The following is a 15,342-nucleotide window of genomic DNA, read 5'->3' on the forward strand; positions in this document are numbered from 1 at the left end:
GAAGTAATAATGACTTGTACTAAATTTAAATTAACGACAGTTGCAGCCCTAGTTTTGGCTGCAACTAATGCCAACGCTGCGCTTTATAAGGTAGTTGAGGTAACGCCTTCGATTACCGGTGCATCTGAAATCTTCGGTGTAGCGATCCAGCCTGGTAGTGCTACCGACGGAACGAATGACCTTGCACTAGGATGTTTTGACTCAGCGGCAACAAACTGTGCTGACACTACATTCAAACTTGCTGGTGAAACTCGAAATACGGTTGAAGCGGTAAGCTATCGCGAAGAAGTGCCTTTCGCAATGGATGCTCCATTCCAATACATCCAAGAGTTTGTTGATTTCGAAAACTATTGTTATCGAGAGCTTAGATATTCTACGTGTGAGAGCTGGGCTAAAAATCGTTGGAACGATACGTGGATTAAAGAAAAAGATGATCCAAGTTACGTCAATGCTAAGGCATTTGTTGAAGGTGGTACTACATTTGAAAATCGCAATACGGTGATTAACTCACTTGATGATGCAGCGCAGCCATTAGGCGTTAAATCTGAAGGTGATATCCGCAACAATGCGATATTTACGACAGCAACTGGTCCTAAGGGCACTTCTGAAACGCGTGCATGGAAAGCGATTACAGCAAGTAATGGTACTGTTTACAATGTAGGTAGTGTGTCGGTAGACCAAGGGGCAACGGACACATCTAAGCCATACAATGCGTTCAGTTCGAAAGCGGCGATCTGGGACGGTACTACAACCAAAGAAATCGATTGGATTCGCAGCGGTGACGCCAAACAAGGCGATTACTTTGCTCAAGGTAGCATGCGTTCAATTGTTGAATCTAACTCTGTTTTTTACGGCGTAGGCTATAATACGGCTGATGGTAATGGTGACCTACAAGATATGAATGCTTCTGTATTCATTAGTAAGTCTCTGGATCTAACAGATAGTAATAATACATGGACAACTAAAGAGATTAGTGGTGCAGAAGTTAAGTCTGGCTCGTCTAACGACGATGCGAGATACAGTAACTCTGTTGCGACGGATATTAACGACAACTTGTTCGCAGTTGGTTATGCCAAACGTAATGGCTATGTACCGGAGAACGGCAGTGCAGGTAATAAGATTTTTGTTGTAACGGATGCGACAAACCCAACAGCAACTTTCTTGTCTGGCGGAATTTTCTTTAGTGGCTCAAGTGGCGAAGCTAAAGCGGTAAATAACTACAATGAATTTGTAGGCCAGATTGATGCGGAAACGACTCGTGAAGTTGAAGGTAGTGAACGTAGACATCGTGGTTTTATTTACCCGTATCAAGCAAATGGCACTGACTCGTCAAGAATTGCGCTGTTTGATAACAAAGCTTGGTGGCTAGATGATCTAACCAATGATGGTAATGCCTCTGGTGAAAACAACAAGTTTAGAATCATCGATGCAACCGACATTAACGATGCTGGTGTAATTTCAGCGACTGCGATTAAGTGTACTATTGGTGGAACAGCTCAGCCTTATGATACAACGTCTCACAACTCATACTGTGGTGGCGCGTCATCTAATGCGGTAGAGGAGGTTGTAGCGGTTAAACTTGTTCCTATCGCTGGTAAAACTCAAGCTGATATTCAAGCTCGTAGTGCTGACTCAGAGAAAGTCGATCGTCAAGGTGGTAGCCTAGGTTGGTTAACTTTGACTGTGCTTGGTCTGTTAGGGTTCCGTAGAAAATTTAAATAATTTTTTCTCTTGAGCCCGAGTTCACAATTCTGAACTCGGGCTTTTTTTCGCCTTGAGAAAATCGAAAAATTGGTCAATTCTTAGACTTGGAGTCACAAAAACTCCGCAAAGTTGTAATCATTGTATGTTAGTAAATCGAAATACCCGTATGAGGACTGCACTATGAAGAGACAAAAGCGTGATCGACTAGAACGAGCACAATCTCAAGGCTATAAAGCTGGTTTAAACGGTAGGTCACAAGAAGCTTGCCCATATAGCCAAATGGATTCTCGGTCTTATTGGTTAGGTGGCTGGCGAGATGCCAGAGATGATAAACAAGCAGGTCTCTACAAGTAGATAGAGCGCAACGAATTCAAGGTCAGGGCTCCATTGTTTTAAATACAATGGGGCCTTGTTAGTTTTTAGGGGGGGTAAAGTTTGCAAACGGCGAAACGGCCAAGAGCAATGTTTCTATGATATTCATGTTTCATTCATAGCTGGTGGACGCGATATCTCAATTAATCCGAACCTTAATGCACTATAACTAAATGTTTTGGAGGCAAAAATAAAGCAGCCATTGGCTGCTTTATTCGAATCTAACTATCTAATTAGAATGCTGATGTATCTTGGAAAAGGCCAACTTTCAAATCTTTAGCAACATAGATCTCTTTGCCATCAACAAGCACACGACCGTCTGCAAGGCCCATAACTAGACGACGGTTAACAACGCGCTTCATATGGATCTCGTACGTTACTTTTTTCGCTGTAGGTAGGATTTGACCTGTGAATTTAACCTCACCAACACCTAGAGCACGGCCTTTACCTGCGCCGCCAACCCAACCAAGGTAGAAACCAACCAGCTGCCACATAGCGTCTAGACCTAGACAACCAGGCATTACTGGGTCACCAGGGAAGTGACAATCAAAGAACCATAGGTCAGGAGTAATATCGAGCTCAGCAAGAACCAAACCTTTACCGAAATCACCTTCAGTCTCAGACATTTTAGTGATGCGGTCCATCATCAACATGTTTGGTGCTGGTAGTTGAGGGCCTTGTGGCCATAGTTCGCCTTGGCTTGAAGCTAGAAGCTCTTCGCGAGTGTAAGAATCACGTTTGTTTTGCATTATCAATTACTCCGATTTTTGATAGGTGCATATTAGTGAACAGGTGTACGCTAAACAAGTCCGATCAGTACTAGACAAACCAGTTTTTGATGCGTCCCACAATTCCCATTGGGTGCTCATGTCTTTCAAAGTTTTCAATACGTTCCGCGATTTTGCTAAGAACGCTTTCTTCTTCATCGTCTCTAAATGGTTTGTTCATAATTAGAGGAATAGCTTCGTCTACATTTGACACAGACCAGATGTGAAATTCTTCGTTTTTGATGCTTTCGATAAGATCCGGTTTCAGTGCAAGATGTCTCAAATTAGACCTTGGAAGTATCACGCCTTGTTTGCCTGTTAGGCCTTGATGCTTACAAACATGGTAGAAACCTTCGATCTTCTCATTGAGGCCACCAACCGCTTGCACACGACCAAATTGGTCGACAGCACCCGTTACAGCGATTTGTTGGTCGATAGGGTATTCAGATAGTGCGCTCACTAGAGAACACAGCTCAGCAAGTGAAGCACTGTCGCCATCAACTTCGCAATACGATTGTTCAAACACGACAGACGCAGCGTATGGCAATGGATCTTCAAGGTTTAGCGCACTGCTAACGAACGCTTGCATGATCATCATGCCTTTCGCATGCAGATTGCCACCAAGCTCAGCTTTACGTTCAACATCGGCAATATCGCCATCGCCAAAGTGAATGACACACGAAATACGTGCAGGTTCACCATAAGAGATTGGGTGACCTGGAACATCGATAACGGTTAGGCCGTTCACTTGGCCCACTTGTTCACCTTCAGTTTCGATGATGACTTGGCCATCTCGAATATCATCAAGTGCGCGCTCTGGTAGGTATGATTCTCGATTGTATTTATGCTGTTGAGCTTGTTGGATATGCTGAATATCAATCTCGCCGTTATTGGCTTCAATCAGCGCTTCATTCAGTAGCGCGTTGTGCCAAATCGGACACAATGGAATGTAACTTTGATCTTCTGTTTCTCGGGCGCCTGCGGTCAAAATCGCCGTCAACGCTTGTTGAGTCATATTCGGCAGTTCGTAACGCTGCTGAAGCCACTTCAGATACCCTAGATATTGAGTCAAAGTCTCTTCAGAAAGTTTAATGTCTTGTTCAATTTCACTAAAAAGACAAAAACCGGTTTGAATATCGCTATCCAAGTAATCAAGGTCACCGAGTTGCGCTCTGTCTCCAACGACAATCAATTTGATGTTGTATGTAAGAGGAAGCGTTGGTGATTGATTCAAGTGCTCAGGGTTACTGCTGATTGGTTCGACAGCTTCGCCAAGAAGCGCAGATTTTAATAATAACCAGCTACCCGGATTAGCAAGAATCAAATTTGCAGATACGATCAAGTAGCCGTTGTTTGCTCTGGTGAGTAGACCAGGTTTCGTCGCGATGACTTTTCCATCTCTAGACTGAACTTGGTCAAACAGAGAAATTGCATTCAACGATTCGGTTTTGATAACGGGCTGTGCATCGTCATTCAGCTCAGCGACTAAAGACTCAACGATCATTTGGCGATAGATCGAGTTGTCCGGAGAGTTGACTAACAAAACACGTGAAAGGTTTGATAAGCGGACAAAGCGAGTCAACGCGTCTCTGAATCTGTGTTGAATATCTGAAAATGGGAGAGGCGAGATGTCATGGAATTGCTCTAATTGAGCGCTATATTCGTCGTACTGAGGCGTAACATGTCGCCAATCTACTTGAGTCATTTAAGTTTCTGATTATGATAATGAGGTAGGGAGTATATAGAAAAACCGATCTCGCTTGTAGCTCTATATGGACGTTACCGATCACTGGACTAATATAAGTATGATCTTGGTCTATTCTTTCAAGACAATAATTGTTAAATCGCCCATTTTGGGTTACGCTGTCACTAGGATTAACACTCGAGATTAGACATGAAATATCAGCAACTTGAAAACTTAGAATGTGGTTGGAAATGGAACTATCTGGTCAAAAAATGGAAAGAAGGCGAATTGATCACCTGCCACATTGATTCAAGTGAAGCTGACGTCGCTATTCAGGCGTTATTAAAGCTCGAACACCAACCTACAGGTGTGCTTGAGTGGATATCAGACAACATGTCTCCAGAGCTCGACAATAAGCTCAAACAGGCGATTAGGGCGAAGCGCAAACGCCACTTTAACGCTGAACAAGTTCATACCAAAAAGAAATCAATCGACCTCGATTATCGCGTCTGGGAAAAGCTATCCCAAAGAGCGAATGAGCTAGGTTGTACCTTGTCTGACGCCATTGAATATTTGGTGAGTGAAGCATCACGCAGCGAACAGGCGAGTAAAACGGTAACGAGCCTTAAAGAAGATTTAAGCAAGCTTCTTTCTGACGATAAGTAACCATCAATATTAGTGGTGACGTTATGATGTATGTAATCTTAATCGGTGCAGTGTTGGTATTTTGGTTGGTCGCTGTAGATAGACCCGTCCTGAAAATTAAATTCAATGATGGCGCTATTGAGCAGGTTAAAGGTCATCTTCCGCCGAGTTTTAAGCACAACCTTCAAGAGATCGGCCACAACAATGCGTTTAAGGGCGAATTAAAAGTGTATGCGAAACGTTCTGGCTATAACTTGAAGTTCACTAAGGACGTACCTAAAAACGTACAGCAACGCATTCGCAATGTGTTCCCGCATAACGGATTCAAGTCTAAAGGCTCAAAGAAAGCTTAATTTTCGATAATTACGTGTTATCCAATACAACATCATACTAAGTTAATCCTAAACATCTCTCCATTATCTGCATACTGTTTTCAATTTTAACTAAAAGAGAACAGTATGAGATATCTTGTAATTTTATTGTGCTTTTTGTCACCACTAACACTTTCCGACGATTCCTTGATTAACCCAGTAGCAAAGAAGATTAAGACCTCTGTCCTTAAAGGGCTTAGTAAGAGTCATATTGAGCTAGAAGGATATTGTGATCTTATGATTGAGATGAAGCACGCCAAAGGCTATGCAAGAATCAAAAAGATCAGAACCTCTGGGGATAGCAAAATCTGCAAAGAAGCTAAAAAGCATCTGCCTAAACGTAAAAAGTTCAAGTACAGCTTTCCTGAGAAATACATTCGTATTCACATATCAGAATAATTGCTCTAATGCACTATAACTAAATATTTATAATTTTAATGAAACAATTTCGTGAACCAATCTCTAATTTCTATTAATATTTAGCTCACTTATAAAGTCAGCATATGCTGCCAAAAGAAGATTAGGGCAAAGGAAAGTCTCGGTTGTTGTTAGCAAATAAAAATTACACCCCAGAAGTCATAGAGATCTCTAGAAAAGTTTCAATTAACGTTGAGGCTCGTTTTACTAAATGGTTGATATCCACAAAATATAAACTCGACCAATCAAAGGTCGACACGCTACTTAGCTTAGAGAATAGATATTGCGAGAGCGTAATCTTTGATGAAGCGGATCGAATTTCACATAATCAGCGCATTCTATTGCGCTGTGAGCAAGACAGAGTAAATGCCAAACGCGAGAAGGTAGCGGCCAAACAACAGACACTGCGTTACGTCATTGATGATGTGAGTGACGCCGCCTCTGCACTTATGTTAGAGAAGCTTCAAGGCACACTCATAAGCTCCTTATTTACCCAATTACCCGATTACAATCAGTTCGCAAGTGTTGGGTATTCTCCATCTTTAAACTTTTCAAAGTTACACAAAATATCATCAGAAAGCAGGGCGCTTAGCTCTAGCCTTGTTGAGTTTGTGTCTAACCGAGAGTTCACAGAAAAGTACGGTAAGAAATCTAAAATCATTCTCGACCCCAAAGTTGCGGCAAGGCAAATCGGTATCGAGAACTGCCGTTTGTTGTTTCCATTACTAATGAGTCAGCAACTGATTAAGTGGAATGACAACAACATTAAACATATCGTACCGAAGGTTTGGCAACATTTGGTGGTGACCTCGAATACTACGCGCATGAGGTTACAAGAAACGTCCGTTAAAGATCCAAATGTTGGAATTCTTTTAGGTGTACTGAGAGTCTTACCTTTATTTCTGATTTGTAATCATTTCTCTTCGACATTCGAAGATGCTTTGGTTAAAACCATGATCGGCTATCGTGATGCGAGTGATAAGCATGAAGAGTATTATGCTTGCGCTGAAGTCATCCCAAATACGCAATTTCTAGAGTCGATGATAGAGCAACTCGAACTCAAGCTAATTAAGAAGCTTGTCGAATTTATTGACTGGAGCCCAACCAACCAGTTTATAAAGCGAGCGTTGTTAGAGGAAGTAAATGACATACCAGCGCTAGAAAGAACCCTTTACGGAGCTGCGTTAGCCCAAGGGAGAAAGTTCTCTATTTTTGAAGCGCTGGATAATAGTGATTTGTTCAATGTTAAGCACAGACCCTATTGGTTTTCCAATGTTCAAATGTCAGCGATGACGATTGAGCAAATGCAGAATAGGGTACCAGGTAAAATAACCGATAAGATGTAATGAAGAGAGCCACACTTGTGTGGCTCTTTCTTTTAAGTTGCACTGTCACTTTATGTGGGTTATGACAAAGCCTGACTTACCAACAGTGGCTGTTTAGCAAACCACTTCAAACGTGAATGAGTCCTGTTTGGCCATTGCTTGTTTGACTGGAATACCTAGGCGTTGGCATGTCATTAACAGTTTAAGCTTTCTATCCGCTGGAGCATGCTCTGAGAGAATGACTGAAGTAAGGCATTGTTTGTTAAGAAACAGTTTATTGCCTTCGAGCTCTTCCTTAGGAAGTACCCAGCGATATTCACGCTCATAGCGCCAATTAGAGTGCTTTACCTTAAAGAGTTCGGTACCTAAGCTTAATGGCGGTAACTTCTCTAACAAAGGCAAACAGATATTGTTTGGATGGTCTTCATATTGAACCTCAAAGCAATTTAGGTTCGCGTCACCCTCATAATAGTTAAGGTCATACTCAATACACATACCTTTGAAGTTGTCACCATACTGAGACCACAGTATAGGGTGGTCGCTGGACTGCGAGAAACACATCACCTTAAAATCATTTTGAAGGCACTGGCTGAAGATGTGGTTAGAATCAAAAGGGTTGTTAAAGGATTTAGCGTAATCAAACCACAACGAACACTCGGATATAGATTGTATGTTTCTATCGTGGAGCGATCTGAACTTATAAAGTTTAGGCAACATATCAAACACCTAGTTTACAACATTTCCTGATGTTAACACTTTAATTGGTAATGCAACTCCGAATGCACAGCATTTGATTGCTTAATCACCTTATTTTCAATTATAACTGTTTGATAGATCAAAATTTAAACACGAAATAGTGGGCTGTTTAGGTGGTTTATTTTGCAAAACGTAGTCCCTTAAACTTCCTATACCTACACAAAATAAGATACAACGTAACTTTTATAGGCCGATTTAGTCAAGATAAAGGACCGAGTAACGCCCACTTTAGAGAGGAAGGCTTTGCTAGAGTGGGCTAACGGTTATTCGAAGGGGTTAAAACTTGTATCGCGCACCAATATAAGCGGTTTGTGAAGAAACATCGACATCGTAGATTTCAACACGTGCATTTCGGTAGCCAAGGTGGATGTCGATATTGTCTGAGACTATCGCACCAAGCTCTGCACCAACTTGGTAAGCTGCTTCTGATTTAGATTCCGCGGTTCCGGACATTTTTACGTCCATATCCATCGAGCCAACACCAGCTAATAGTGATACGTATAAATCTAACTCATCTCCTTTAACAATGAATTTTGGCTTAACGTTGACGAAGAAAGCCTGACCTTCGATATCCATCGAATCGCTATAGCTTACCTTACCAATTTTTCGGTATTCGGCTTCTAGTCCTAACTTAACAACATCATGAGTATTGAATTCGTAGCCTCCAACTAGGTTATAGCTGAGATCAGACAGGTCAGATGAATCCTCTTAGTTAATACGAAACCTGTCTAAATATCTGATTTTAAAAGCTTGTAGATAATAGAAGTGTCAATATCTCAGTTGTAAGACAAGGCGTAATGACCATTCCAGAACGTAGTGAATCGGAAGTGCGTTGCGTTGTCACTTATTGTCAACTTGTAACCTGTGAAATTAGCTGCGGACATACTTTGAATTCAATGTAGCTTGTTCATAATTTCGTTTGGGTTTCAGAGACAAGCTCATGGAACCTTAAGTAACTAGAGCTACGCTAATGGAGAGAGCTTGAAACGAACTCAACTTGAAAGAGTCCACATCAGCAAATCAGATTAGGTTTCAGTAATCTGTTGGAGTTTTCGAATGCTTGATCAGTTGCAGTTGGAAGATGAAACAGGATTCTCAATTGAAACCAAGTTTCTAGATGTTATGTATGTAGCGTGTGTAAAATCTGAAAGCACAACAATAGGATTACATTTTCATAACTTACACAAGCAATGTGTAGCCGTCGGCTGTAGAAAGTTAAATATTGAATGGATAGCATCTAAGAGTTAAAGAGTTAAAGAGTTAAAGAGTTAAAGAGTTAATTTGATTCAACGTGTAGTCAAACCCATAAAAATGGTTAAGCGAAATAAATTAAGTGGTTCTGTACGTGAAATCTGCCAAGTATAAGGCTAATAAGTCTCCCAGATTTTATGCGTATTATGGCTTCTTATGTAAAACAAGCTGCATAGGTGTTTGAATTAACAGTAGTAGCCAAATAAGTCAGTGGTAGGTCTCTCACAAATGTAAATATTTATATATATGAAGCTCTTATGTTGATTGTGACTGAACTACTAGAAAAATATGATTTTCGTCCATTTACAAGAAATGAGACTTAGATCACATGAAAAATAAGATAAAAGAAGAGCTATTCAATAACGGCCTATACATCAATCAAGTTAATGACCTGCTGCTATGGCATTTTGATGGGCGTGATGAAGCGGCAGCCTTTTTTGGTGTAACGCCTCAAACCGTTAAGAACTGGCAAACAAAAGGTAATTGGCCTTTATCAGTCATCCGATTACTTTTAGTGATCCACCGTGGATACTTGCCGACTTCGAAGTCATGGAGAGGCTTTAAGATTCGGGGGGATGTTCTATACACTCCAGGAGGGCGCGAGCTGTCAGCTTATGATCTTATGGAGCTAGATATAAAAATGAGCCTTGAAACCGCCTCTAATGTTATTCAATTTAGAAGAAAAAAAAAGAAACGGTTTAGACTCAGAAAGCAGGGCGTTAAACGCCCTGTGATTAAATAATGTTTTGCTTAAATAGGTGAGTTTCCCCAAAGTGAATAGTTTTCATTGCCTAAGATTCCTGCAATACGGTTTATCCCGTTAAGTTCAACTGTTAGCAACACACCATCGTATGAACCATTCATCTCTGCGTCTGCACATGATACAGCCTGTGCACCCTTTATATCGAAGTATGAACCATTACGCACAAGATTCCCTGAGATCGTGCAATCAGAATTGATAATGAAAGAGCCGTCGCCGTTTATGGTCCATGTACTGCCGTCTTGTGGGTCAGTATGTGTACCTACAATCTTTCCTAATTCTAAAGAATCCGAAGTCTTATCCATCGAATAGATTTCGTTCTTATTATCTATGACTGTATTTAATGTAACTGATTTATCCGAAAAAGTAGCCGTCATTTCTTGTTCTTCATCGGTGTAGCTAATGGTGTTAGTAACAACTGTTAAACCGACGGTTTTCATCTGATTTGTTGTTGTCGTTCCATTATGTGCGATGAAAACAGCATCCTCGGTAAAGTCTCCCAGAACAAGGTTGTCCTTAGCTCTTGCAGAGTCAATGAGCATTGCTTGTGAAGTGAGTTGATTAACATATATGCCATTGCCTGAAAACTTTGTTGCGCTAGATTCTTCACTATTACTGCCACCGGCACTGGTATCGCCACCGCCACCGCCACCACAGCCAACTAGACCGACAGACAACACCATTCCAAAAATTAAGCCACTGTTTTTCATTGTTTTTCTCTCTTTATGCTTATGAGGCTGGTAGCATACATCTGAGTGGTGTAGCTCGCAAAGTGCGAGCTATAGTTTACGCAGTAAGTTTTTTAAATTTGGGATCTTATGCGTTTCATAGTCGGGGAGTTTCCTTGGATCAAAGTCTTTTAGTTCAGCTTTACGCCTAGTACTGGCGTAGACGCAAAGTGAACTGAATAAAAGGACAGGAACCACAACGAGATAAGAACGCTTCATGATTTGTTCTCTAATCTTGTGACACGCTCATCCATTTTTTCAAGCATGACTCTTAGCCACTTCACGTCTGTTTTTAATGTCATTCCTACACCGATTCCAGAGAAAAGCGAACTAAGCGCAAACACTAAAATAGTCTGATACTCCATCAATCCCACTCTTTGCGAAAGGCTTCCCACAGTCCCACGGCGAATGGCACAACCGTACCAATAAGACCGCCATATTGAACCCCTGTCTCTGTCACCGTAGCGGTCAGAAATTCAGGGTGACCAGAGGCTAGGGCAATGCCCGCACCAACTAAAGCAATGCCTTTCTTCGTTGAAGGTTGGTCAAGGTCAATGCAAAGGTTCTCTCTCAAAAACTTTTTCATAGTAGTTTGTTTCCTTTTAAAAACTTGATGGTGTAGGCGGCGAGAACGCCACCTACCACGGTTAATGCTATGCTCTTGAAATCTGCTTTGGTCATGCCATGGCAACCCCTTCACGCGCCATACTCAAGCCGTAATAGTTGCCGACTTCCTTACGGCTCATTGCATGTAAGAGCGTGGCTAGTTGTTCGTTGTTGTTCACATCGATAACCTGATTACGACCAATGCCCGTCCACTCGCTAACGTGCTTAATATAAAGCTCGGTATCGTTTTCAATGGATGGAGCGAAGCGGCTAATCATCTCGCTTAAGGTTCGAAAACCTTGTCGTGAGTAGCTGCGAAGAATCCGCGCTCCTGCGCGAAAACCATAGGTAGGGTGCTTGAACTCTTCGAAGCTTTTGTCGAGGTCGAGAAGGTGCTCGCCGTCCCACTTAGTGCGATCACCTTTAGACTCACGGATGTTTAGCGGGTTGTTGTTACGCACCCCGCGAGGTAGTGTCTTTCTGTATGTCATGTAGGCAAGCCCCCCAATTACGCAGACGCTTGCGGCAATGATGGTTTTTGAGGCCATACCACATCTTCCGGATTACTATAGGTTTGAGGGATATCGCGGAGTGCTTGGCGATATTGGCGGAACGTTGTGGCATCGAGCCCCAGATCTAATACCTTGTTAATAAGGTCGTCGGCTTCTTTCATTAGTGGTTCACGAGCTTTGCGAACTTCATTAAAGTCTGTGAAGCGTAAAGTGACCCGAGATATATCAATATCATCAAGTAGCATTTGAACAGCTTGAGTTTTGCTAATTAGACCACCTACAACAGCCGTTTGTTTTCCATCTACTAATACAATCACAGTTACACTCTCCAACTTTTATCCAGTTCAGGCCAAAGCCCCCAACGGTCAAAATCAACCACACCATTTGCTACACCAAACAGGCAAATTAGAATCTCTCCTTCATCATTTGGTATTGAGTTTGAGCCAAGTGTGATACAGCTATGACCAAGACCGCTATGAAGGTTTGCACTTCGGGTTTCTGCGCGAGCTTGACTTCCACGAGTCTCCCAACCGTTAGCATGACTTATTTGTACAGGCCACCCACCAACATTGCCTTTAATGACTTTAACTAAAGCAGCCCCAGTCATAGCCCCTTGATGGTTACCATTATTCCAAAAGTTATTTAGACGTGATGGGTGTGTTGCATCGGCTGAACGCTTGAACTTAATACGCACAATGTCGAAATATCCATTTACATAAGTTTTGTTTCCTATAACACTCGCTCGAAACTCTTCGAGAACGCCATTGCCAGTATGATCCACACCTGAACTACCGTGTACCGTTGCCTCTTTTATGACTTCGAACTCTTGGCAATAGATAGTTTTAAAACCGCGAATAGATTTAGTGTTGACTGTTTCCATTCGTTGGTTGCGTGTTAACAAAACATGCGGAAGCTCTCCATGCACATCATTAAGCACTGAACTAACACGTCCGTATTGGTCACTAACAAACTTATCCAAAGTCACTTTCTTGGCTTTAATCAGTGCATCAAACTGAGTTTGCATCGTTCGAATAGCACCGCCTTTGATGCTATCGAGTAGGTTTCGGGCTTCGGTCACCAGTTGGCCGATTGCCGCAAAGTTAGTATTCATAGAGTGTGTTTCTCCATTTCTTGTGCAACGTTCTGTAGGCGAGGGAGCGTATTCGCTGCCACACTATCCGCCAGTTCGTGAACGTCATTATCTGATTCGAAAATATGGCGTTGTATCGATACAACGGCCGCACTTAATGACACCTGATTGCTGTAAACACCTTGCATCATAAGCAGGGCGTCTACTTGTTCAGGCTGTAAGTTTTTAAGATGTTCCGTGAGTGGATCGCATTTCACGATCACTCGACGGGGCATGATGTGGCTCATCGGTGAATCTCCATCATTGCCAGTTTTAAAGGTGTGTTGCTGTTGTTATACGCCCAAAGCTCACCACCACCTGTCACGGTCATTCCTGCGGGGGCTTGTCTGTCTCCCATAATCGGTAAACCCACTACAGCGGAAACGTAGCTGTCACCCAGCATGGCTTCTACTTCCAAATCACTAATGTTTTGGATAATCGCCTCTAGCCGTGTCACTGAGGCGTTAAACAAGCGTTTCTTTTGGTTCGGTTGAATCACCAAGTGGTCGCGACTAATGAAGCGTTGCGCCGTTTCCGTTCGAGTCGTCACGACTGAACGTATTTCACTGACGGCCATCGAATCGCTGAACTTCACAAGGGCGGGTGGTGTGGTTTTCAGATCGCGTTTAGTGAGCTGATACACCACGCGAATCGATGACGCATGAGGGTTGATAATCTCAAGCTCTTTAAAGCTTGCGATATCTAACGTATCTCCCGCATCAACTCGGATTTTTTCGCCGTTGTCACTGCGAACGTAAAGGTACTCTTGGGACTCACGAACAATGAGCCACTTATCAGATCCGACACCAAAACGTTTTTCTTCATTGGCCTTAAGGGTTAGCTGTTTCATTGCGCCCCCTTACAGGCCATAGCGACCATTCCGATACCACACGCCACCGCAACGGCAATCGCGACTTTAGACATTTCGCCCGCACTGCCTGTTTGAGAGCGTGAAGCGGTATTTTCAGCCATGGCTAAAGCGGCTCGGGCGTTCTCTCCCGATTGAATCGCCATTGCTTTCACTGCGGCTGTGGTGTCTGCGCTGTTCTGTCGCATGTTGTCCATGGCCTTTTTGCTGATTTCACCGTTTTCCTCTAGAGAGTCACGACCAAACCCTAACGCACTCGCCAAAGACTCCTTACCAAAGCCTAGAGCTTGTTTTAATGACTCTTGATTCGACTTTAAGGCGTCTTTGCTGACACTTTCATTTGAGCGAAGCGCTTCTTTGGTCACGCTTTCGTTCGTCTTGAGGGCATCGCGCCCAAATCGCAGCGATTTGTCTACGGTTCGCTCGTTTGCTTTGAGCGCACTTGAGCCAAGCCTTGAGGCTTCTCTCATCGCGGCACTGTTGCTGCTTAGGGCATTCTTCGCAATGTCTGTCGCAGCTTTTACTGAGCCGTGGTCAGTCACTGAAATGTTACCTACGTTGCCATTGATACCAGACAGGACAACGCCAAGGTTATCGCCACTGATGGCACTCGTACCGTTTGTGTTGGTGGTACTGGTAGTGTTCGAGCTTGAACTTTTGCCGCCTTTACCCATGAGCCCCCCCAAGATGCAGAATGTAGCTGCTTTCTACCTGAGACACGCGCTCATCAAGTTCAAAACCGAATGAGGCTAAAATTCGTCCCATGCCTTTGCGATAGGTGTTATAGCTAATTGAGATGTAGCCCATGGCTTCACACCGCTCAATGATGAGTGGCGCCGCTTCTTGCATGCCTTTTCCGGCCATGGCATTGATGTGGTAACTCCCATCAATCACACGCCCAACAAAGCGAAGTAACACGCCACGCGCTTTAATCAGGTACAACCCAGATTGACCCGTCTTAATACGTTCCACCATTTCAGTCCATTCTGCTTTGGCCTGTTGTGAGCCTACGAACGCTTGCTTAAGCTCTTTAAGGTGATAATCAATATCTCTGCGGGTGCGGGGGATAAATTGAATGTTTAAGTTTTTCTTAGACACATTGCCACCCCGACTATTACTGCTACCCAAGGCAGCCAAGAAGATGCGCCGCCTCCAAAGTTGATAGAGCCGTTTCGAATACCACCGATTGAGTTCGTTGCTGTCGCTTCACTTGGCCCAGCTGAACCGCCTCCGGCATCAATAGGCATTGAGCCGGAATTTGTCAGACCTCCACTAAGATCCGGTATCATTTGCTCCCCTTAATGACTCGATAAGCCATATAACCGCCGCCACCTAGAGCCGCGACTTTTAATAATTTTGTGGCACTTGAGCCTGACCAAAATCCCACGCCAAACCCAAGGCCACCCGCGAGAAAGGGAACCACTAGCATTAATGGCATACCTTCTCC

The 15,342-nt window shown here is 43.1% G+C and carries 21 protein-coding genes and 1 pseudogene; 7 read left to right on the forward strand and 15 right to left on the reverse strand.

From position 1 onward, the window contains the following. The first annotated feature begins 9 nt into the window (after window positions 1–9). Window positions 10–1,722 carry a DUF3466 family protein gene (locus tag JC606_RS00170; RefSeq protein WP_198777557.1) on the forward strand — a complete coding sequence of 571 codons (1,713 nt, stop codon included), beginning with the start codon at window positions 10–12 and terminating at the stop codon, window positions 1,720–1,722. Window positions 1,723–1,884: 162 nt separating this feature from the next. Continuing rightward, window positions 1,885–2,058 carry a ribosome modulation factor gene (rmf, locus tag JC606_RS00175; protein ID WP_004742306.1) on the forward strand — a complete coding sequence of 58 codons (174 nt, stop codon included), beginning with the start codon at window positions 1,885–1,887 and terminating at the stop codon, window positions 2,056–2,058. Between the two features lie 251 nt (window positions 2,059–2,309). On the opposite strand, the gene fabA is transcribed toward rmf, so the two are convergent. Together fabA and JC606_RS00185 are read right to left on the reverse strand one after the other, a co-directional pair. Then, window positions 2,310–2,825 carry a bifunctional 3-hydroxydecanoyl-ACP dehydratase/trans-2-decenoyl-ACP isomerase gene (gene fabA, locus JC606_RS00180; protein ID WP_137406463.1) on the reverse strand — a complete coding sequence of 172 codons (516 nt, stop codon included), beginning with the start codon at window positions 2,823–2,825 and terminating at the stop codon, window positions 2,310–2,312. Window positions 2,826–2,895: 70 nt separating this feature from the next. Beyond that, a complete protein-coding gene (locus tag JC606_RS00185) occupies window positions 2,896–4,548 on the reverse strand; it encodes an AAA family ATPase (RefSeq protein ID WP_137406462.1) in 1,653 nt (550 codons plus the stop codon). 189 nt (window positions 4,549–4,737) lie between these two features. Here JC606_RS00185 and matP point away from each other — a divergent pair, with 189 nt between their 5' ends. The 4 genes from matP (at window position 4,738) to JC606_RS00205 (ending at window position 7,306) form a co-directional block, all read left to right on the forward strand. Beyond that, window positions 4,738–5,193, forward strand: coding sequence for a macrodomain Ter protein MatP (gene matP / locus JC606_RS00190; RefSeq protein WP_137406461.1), 456 nt, complete (start codon window positions 4,738–4,740; stop codon window positions 5,191–5,193). Between the two features lie 23 nt (window positions 5,194–5,216). Beyond that, window positions 5,217–5,525: a DUF3634 family protein gene (locus JC606_RS00195; RefSeq protein ID WP_061033439.1), complete on the forward strand. Its 309-nt coding sequence runs from the start codon at window positions 5,217–5,219 to the stop codon at window positions 5,523–5,525. A 105-nt stretch (window positions 5,526–5,630) separates the two neighbouring features. Beyond that, window positions 5,631–5,942, forward strand: coding sequence for a hypothetical protein (locus tag JC606_RS00200; RefSeq protein ID WP_137406460.1), 312 nt, complete (start codon window positions 5,631–5,633; stop codon window positions 5,940–5,942). Window positions 5,943–6,085: 143 nt separating this feature from the next. Further along, complete coding sequence (locus JC606_RS00205) at window positions 6,086–7,306, forward strand: hypothetical protein (RefSeq protein WP_137406459.1); 1,221 nt, start codon at window positions 6,086–6,088, stop codon at window positions 7,304–7,306. Between the two features lie 93 nt (window positions 7,307–7,399). Here JC606_RS00205 and JC606_RS00210 read toward each other — a convergent pair whose 3' ends face one another. Both JC606_RS00210 and JC606_RS00215 read right to left on the reverse strand, forming a co-directional pair. After that, a complete protein-coding gene (locus JC606_RS00210; RefSeq protein WP_198777558.1) occupies window positions 7,400–8,002 on the reverse strand; it encodes a DUF2971 domain-containing protein in 603 nt (200 codons plus the stop codon). A gap of 315 nt (window positions 8,003–8,317) precedes the next feature. Next, window positions 8,318–8,749: pseudogene (locus JC606_RS00215) on the reverse strand (outer membrane beta-barrel protein); the annotation flags it as partial. A gap of 871 nt (window positions 8,750–9,620) precedes the next feature. On the opposite strand from JC606_RS00215, the gene JC606_RS00220 reads away from it, so the two are divergent. Continuing rightward, window positions 9,621–10,034, forward strand: a complete 414-nt coding sequence (locus JC606_RS00220) for a DUF3653 domain-containing protein (RefSeq protein WP_105023494.1) — start codon at window positions 9,621–9,623, stop codon at window positions 10,032–10,034. An 8-nt stretch (window positions 10,035–10,042) separates the two neighbouring features. Here the strand turns inward: JC606_RS00220 and JC606_RS00225 are convergent, their stop codons facing one another. From JC606_RS00225 to JC606_RS00275, 11 genes are all read right to left on the reverse strand, one after another. Then, a complete protein-coding gene (locus JC606_RS00225) occupies window positions 10,043–10,762 on the reverse strand; it encodes a hypothetical protein (protein WP_198777559.1) in 720 nt (239 codons plus the stop codon). 382 nt (window positions 10,763–11,144) lie between these two features. After that, a complete protein-coding gene (locus tag JC606_RS00230) occupies window positions 11,145–11,366 on the reverse strand; it encodes a hypothetical protein (RefSeq protein WP_198777560.1) in 222 nt (73 codons plus the stop codon). 91 nt (window positions 11,367–11,457) lie between these two features. After that, window positions 11,458–11,877 (reverse strand): virion protein, encoded by a 420-nt coding sequence (locus JC606_RS00235; RefSeq protein WP_198777561.1) that lies wholly within the window; start codon window positions 11,875–11,877, stop codon window positions 11,458–11,460. 17 nt (window positions 11,878–11,894) lie between these two features. Then, window positions 11,895–12,059: a phage tail assembly chaperone gene (locus tag JC606_RS00240; RefSeq protein WP_443083677.1), complete on the reverse strand. Its 165-nt coding sequence runs from the start codon at window positions 12,057–12,059 to the stop codon at window positions 11,895–11,897. Between the two features lie 158 nt (window positions 12,060–12,217). Then, window positions 12,218–13,009 carry a hypothetical protein gene (locus JC606_RS00245; protein WP_198777605.1) on the reverse strand — a complete coding sequence of 264 codons (792 nt, stop codon included), beginning with the start codon at window positions 13,007–13,009 and terminating at the stop codon, window positions 12,218–12,220. Beyond that, window positions 13,006–13,275, reverse strand: a complete 270-nt coding sequence (locus tag JC606_RS00250) for a hypothetical protein (RefSeq protein ID WP_198777562.1) — start codon at window positions 13,273–13,275, stop codon at window positions 13,006–13,008. The genes JC606_RS00245 and JC606_RS00250 overlap by 4 nt, the downstream gene beginning before the upstream one ends. Further along, the gene (locus JC606_RS00255; RefSeq protein ID WP_198777563.1) at window positions 13,272–13,877 is read right to left on the reverse strand and encodes a hypothetical protein; all 606 of its coding nucleotides are present in this window, start codon (window positions 13,875–13,877) and stop codon (window positions 13,272–13,274) included. Before JC606_RS00255 ends, JC606_RS00250 begins: the two co-directional genes overlap by 4 nt. Continuing rightward, window positions 13,874–14,569, reverse strand: a complete 696-nt coding sequence (locus JC606_RS00260) for a hypothetical protein (RefSeq protein WP_198777564.1) — start codon at window positions 14,567–14,569, stop codon at window positions 13,874–13,876. The genes JC606_RS00255 and JC606_RS00260 overlap by 4 nt, the downstream gene beginning before the upstream one ends. Further along, window positions 14,562–14,993 carry a hypothetical protein gene (locus tag JC606_RS00265; protein WP_198777565.1) on the reverse strand — a complete coding sequence of 144 codons (432 nt, stop codon included), beginning with the start codon at window positions 14,991–14,993 and terminating at the stop codon, window positions 14,562–14,564. Before JC606_RS00265 ends, JC606_RS00260 begins: the two co-directional genes overlap by 8 nt. Beyond that, on the reverse strand, window positions 14,975–15,184 hold the full coding sequence (locus JC606_RS00270; RefSeq protein WP_198777566.1) for a hypothetical protein: 210 nt from the start codon (window positions 15,182–15,184) through the stop codon (window positions 14,975–14,977). The genes JC606_RS00265 and JC606_RS00270 overlap by 19 nt, the downstream gene beginning before the upstream one ends. After that, the gene (locus JC606_RS00275) at window positions 15,181–15,333 is read right to left on the reverse strand and encodes a hypothetical protein (protein WP_004739082.1); all 153 of its coding nucleotides are present in this window, start codon (window positions 15,331–15,333) and stop codon (window positions 15,181–15,183) included. The genes JC606_RS00270 and JC606_RS00275 overlap by 4 nt, the downstream gene beginning before the upstream one ends. Window positions 15,334–15,342 lie beyond the last annotated feature (9 nt).

Origin of the sequence: Vibrio sp. IB15 (assembly GCF_016406055.1) — a bacterium.
GTDB classification, from domain to species: Bacteria; Pseudomonadota; Gammaproteobacteria; order Enterobacterales; family Vibrionaceae; genus Vibrio; species Vibrio chagasii.

What these genes read in the sequence shown, in the direction of transcription:
- JC606_RS00230 (WP_198777560.1), bottom strand. Translation starts at nt 11,366, where the DNA reads ATGAAAAAGTTTTTGAGAGAGAACCTTTGCATTGACCTTGACCAACCT.
- matP (WP_137406461.1), top strand. Translation starts at nt 4,738, where the DNA reads ATGAAATATCAGCAACTTGAAAACTTAGAATGTGGTTGGAAATGGAAC.
- rmf (WP_004742306.1), top strand. Translation starts at nt 1,885, where the DNA reads ATGAAGAGACAAAAGCGTGATCGACTAGAACGAGCACAATCTCAAGGC.
- JC606_RS00185 (WP_137406462.1), bottom strand. Translation starts at nt 4,548, where the DNA reads ATGACTCAAGTAGATTGGCGACATGTTACGCCTCAGTACGACGAATAT.
- JC606_RS00240 (WP_443083677.1), bottom strand. Translation starts at nt 12,059, where the DNA reads ATGAAAGAAGCCGACGACCTTATTAACAAGGTATTAGATCTGGGGCTC.
- JC606_RS00200 (WP_137406460.1), top strand. Translation starts at nt 5,631, where the DNA reads ATGAGATATCTTGTAATTTTATTGTGCTTTTTGTCACCACTAACACTT.
- JC606_RS00250 (WP_198777562.1), bottom strand. Translation starts at nt 13,275, where the DNA reads ATGAGCCACATCATGCCCCGTCGAGTGATCGTGAAATGCGATCCACTC.
- JC606_RS00260 (WP_198777564.1), bottom strand. Translation starts at nt 14,569, where the DNA reads ATGGGTAAAGGCGGCAAAAGTTCAAGCTCGAACACTACCAGTACCACC.
- JC606_RS00195 (WP_061033439.1), top strand. Translation starts at nt 5,217, where the DNA reads ATGATGTATGTAATCTTAATCGGTGCAGTGTTGGTATTTTGGTTGGTC.
- JC606_RS00235 (WP_198777561.1), bottom strand. Translation starts at nt 11,877, where the DNA reads ATGACATACAGAAAGACACTACCTCGCGGGGTGCGTAACAACAACCCG.
- JC606_RS00170 (WP_198777557.1), top strand. Translation starts at nt 10, where the DNA reads ATGACTTGTACTAAATTTAAATTAACGACAGTTGCAGCCCTAGTTTTG.
- JC606_RS00255 (WP_198777563.1), bottom strand. Translation starts at nt 13,877, where the DNA reads ATGAAACAGCTAACCCTTAAGGCCAATGAAGAAAAACGTTTTGGTGTC.
- JC606_RS00270 (WP_198777566.1), bottom strand. Translation starts at nt 15,184, where the DNA reads ATGATACCGGATCTTAGTGGAGGTCTGACAAATTCCGGCTCAATGCCT.
- JC606_RS00275 (WP_004739082.1), bottom strand. Translation starts at nt 15,333, where the DNA reads ATGCCATTAATGCTAGTGGTTCCCTTTCTCGCGGGTGGCCTTGGGTTT.
- JC606_RS00225 (WP_198777559.1), bottom strand. Translation starts at nt 10,762, where the DNA reads ATGAAAAACAGTGGCTTAATTTTTGGAATGGTGTTGTCTGTCGGTCTA.
- fabA (WP_137406463.1), bottom strand. Translation starts at nt 2,825, where the DNA reads ATGCAAAACAAACGTGATTCTTACACTCGCGAAGAGCTTCTAGCTTCA.
- JC606_RS00210 (WP_198777558.1), bottom strand. Translation starts at nt 8,002, where the DNA reads ATGTTGCCTAAACTTTATAAGTTCAGATCGCTCCACGATAGAAACATA.
- JC606_RS00245 (WP_198777605.1), bottom strand. Translation starts at nt 13,009, where the DNA reads ATGAATACTAACTTTGCGGCAATCGGCCAACTGGTGACCGAAGCCCGA.
- JC606_RS00220 (WP_105023494.1), top strand. Translation starts at nt 9,621, where the DNA reads ATGAAAAATAAGATAAAAGAAGAGCTATTCAATAACGGCCTATACATC.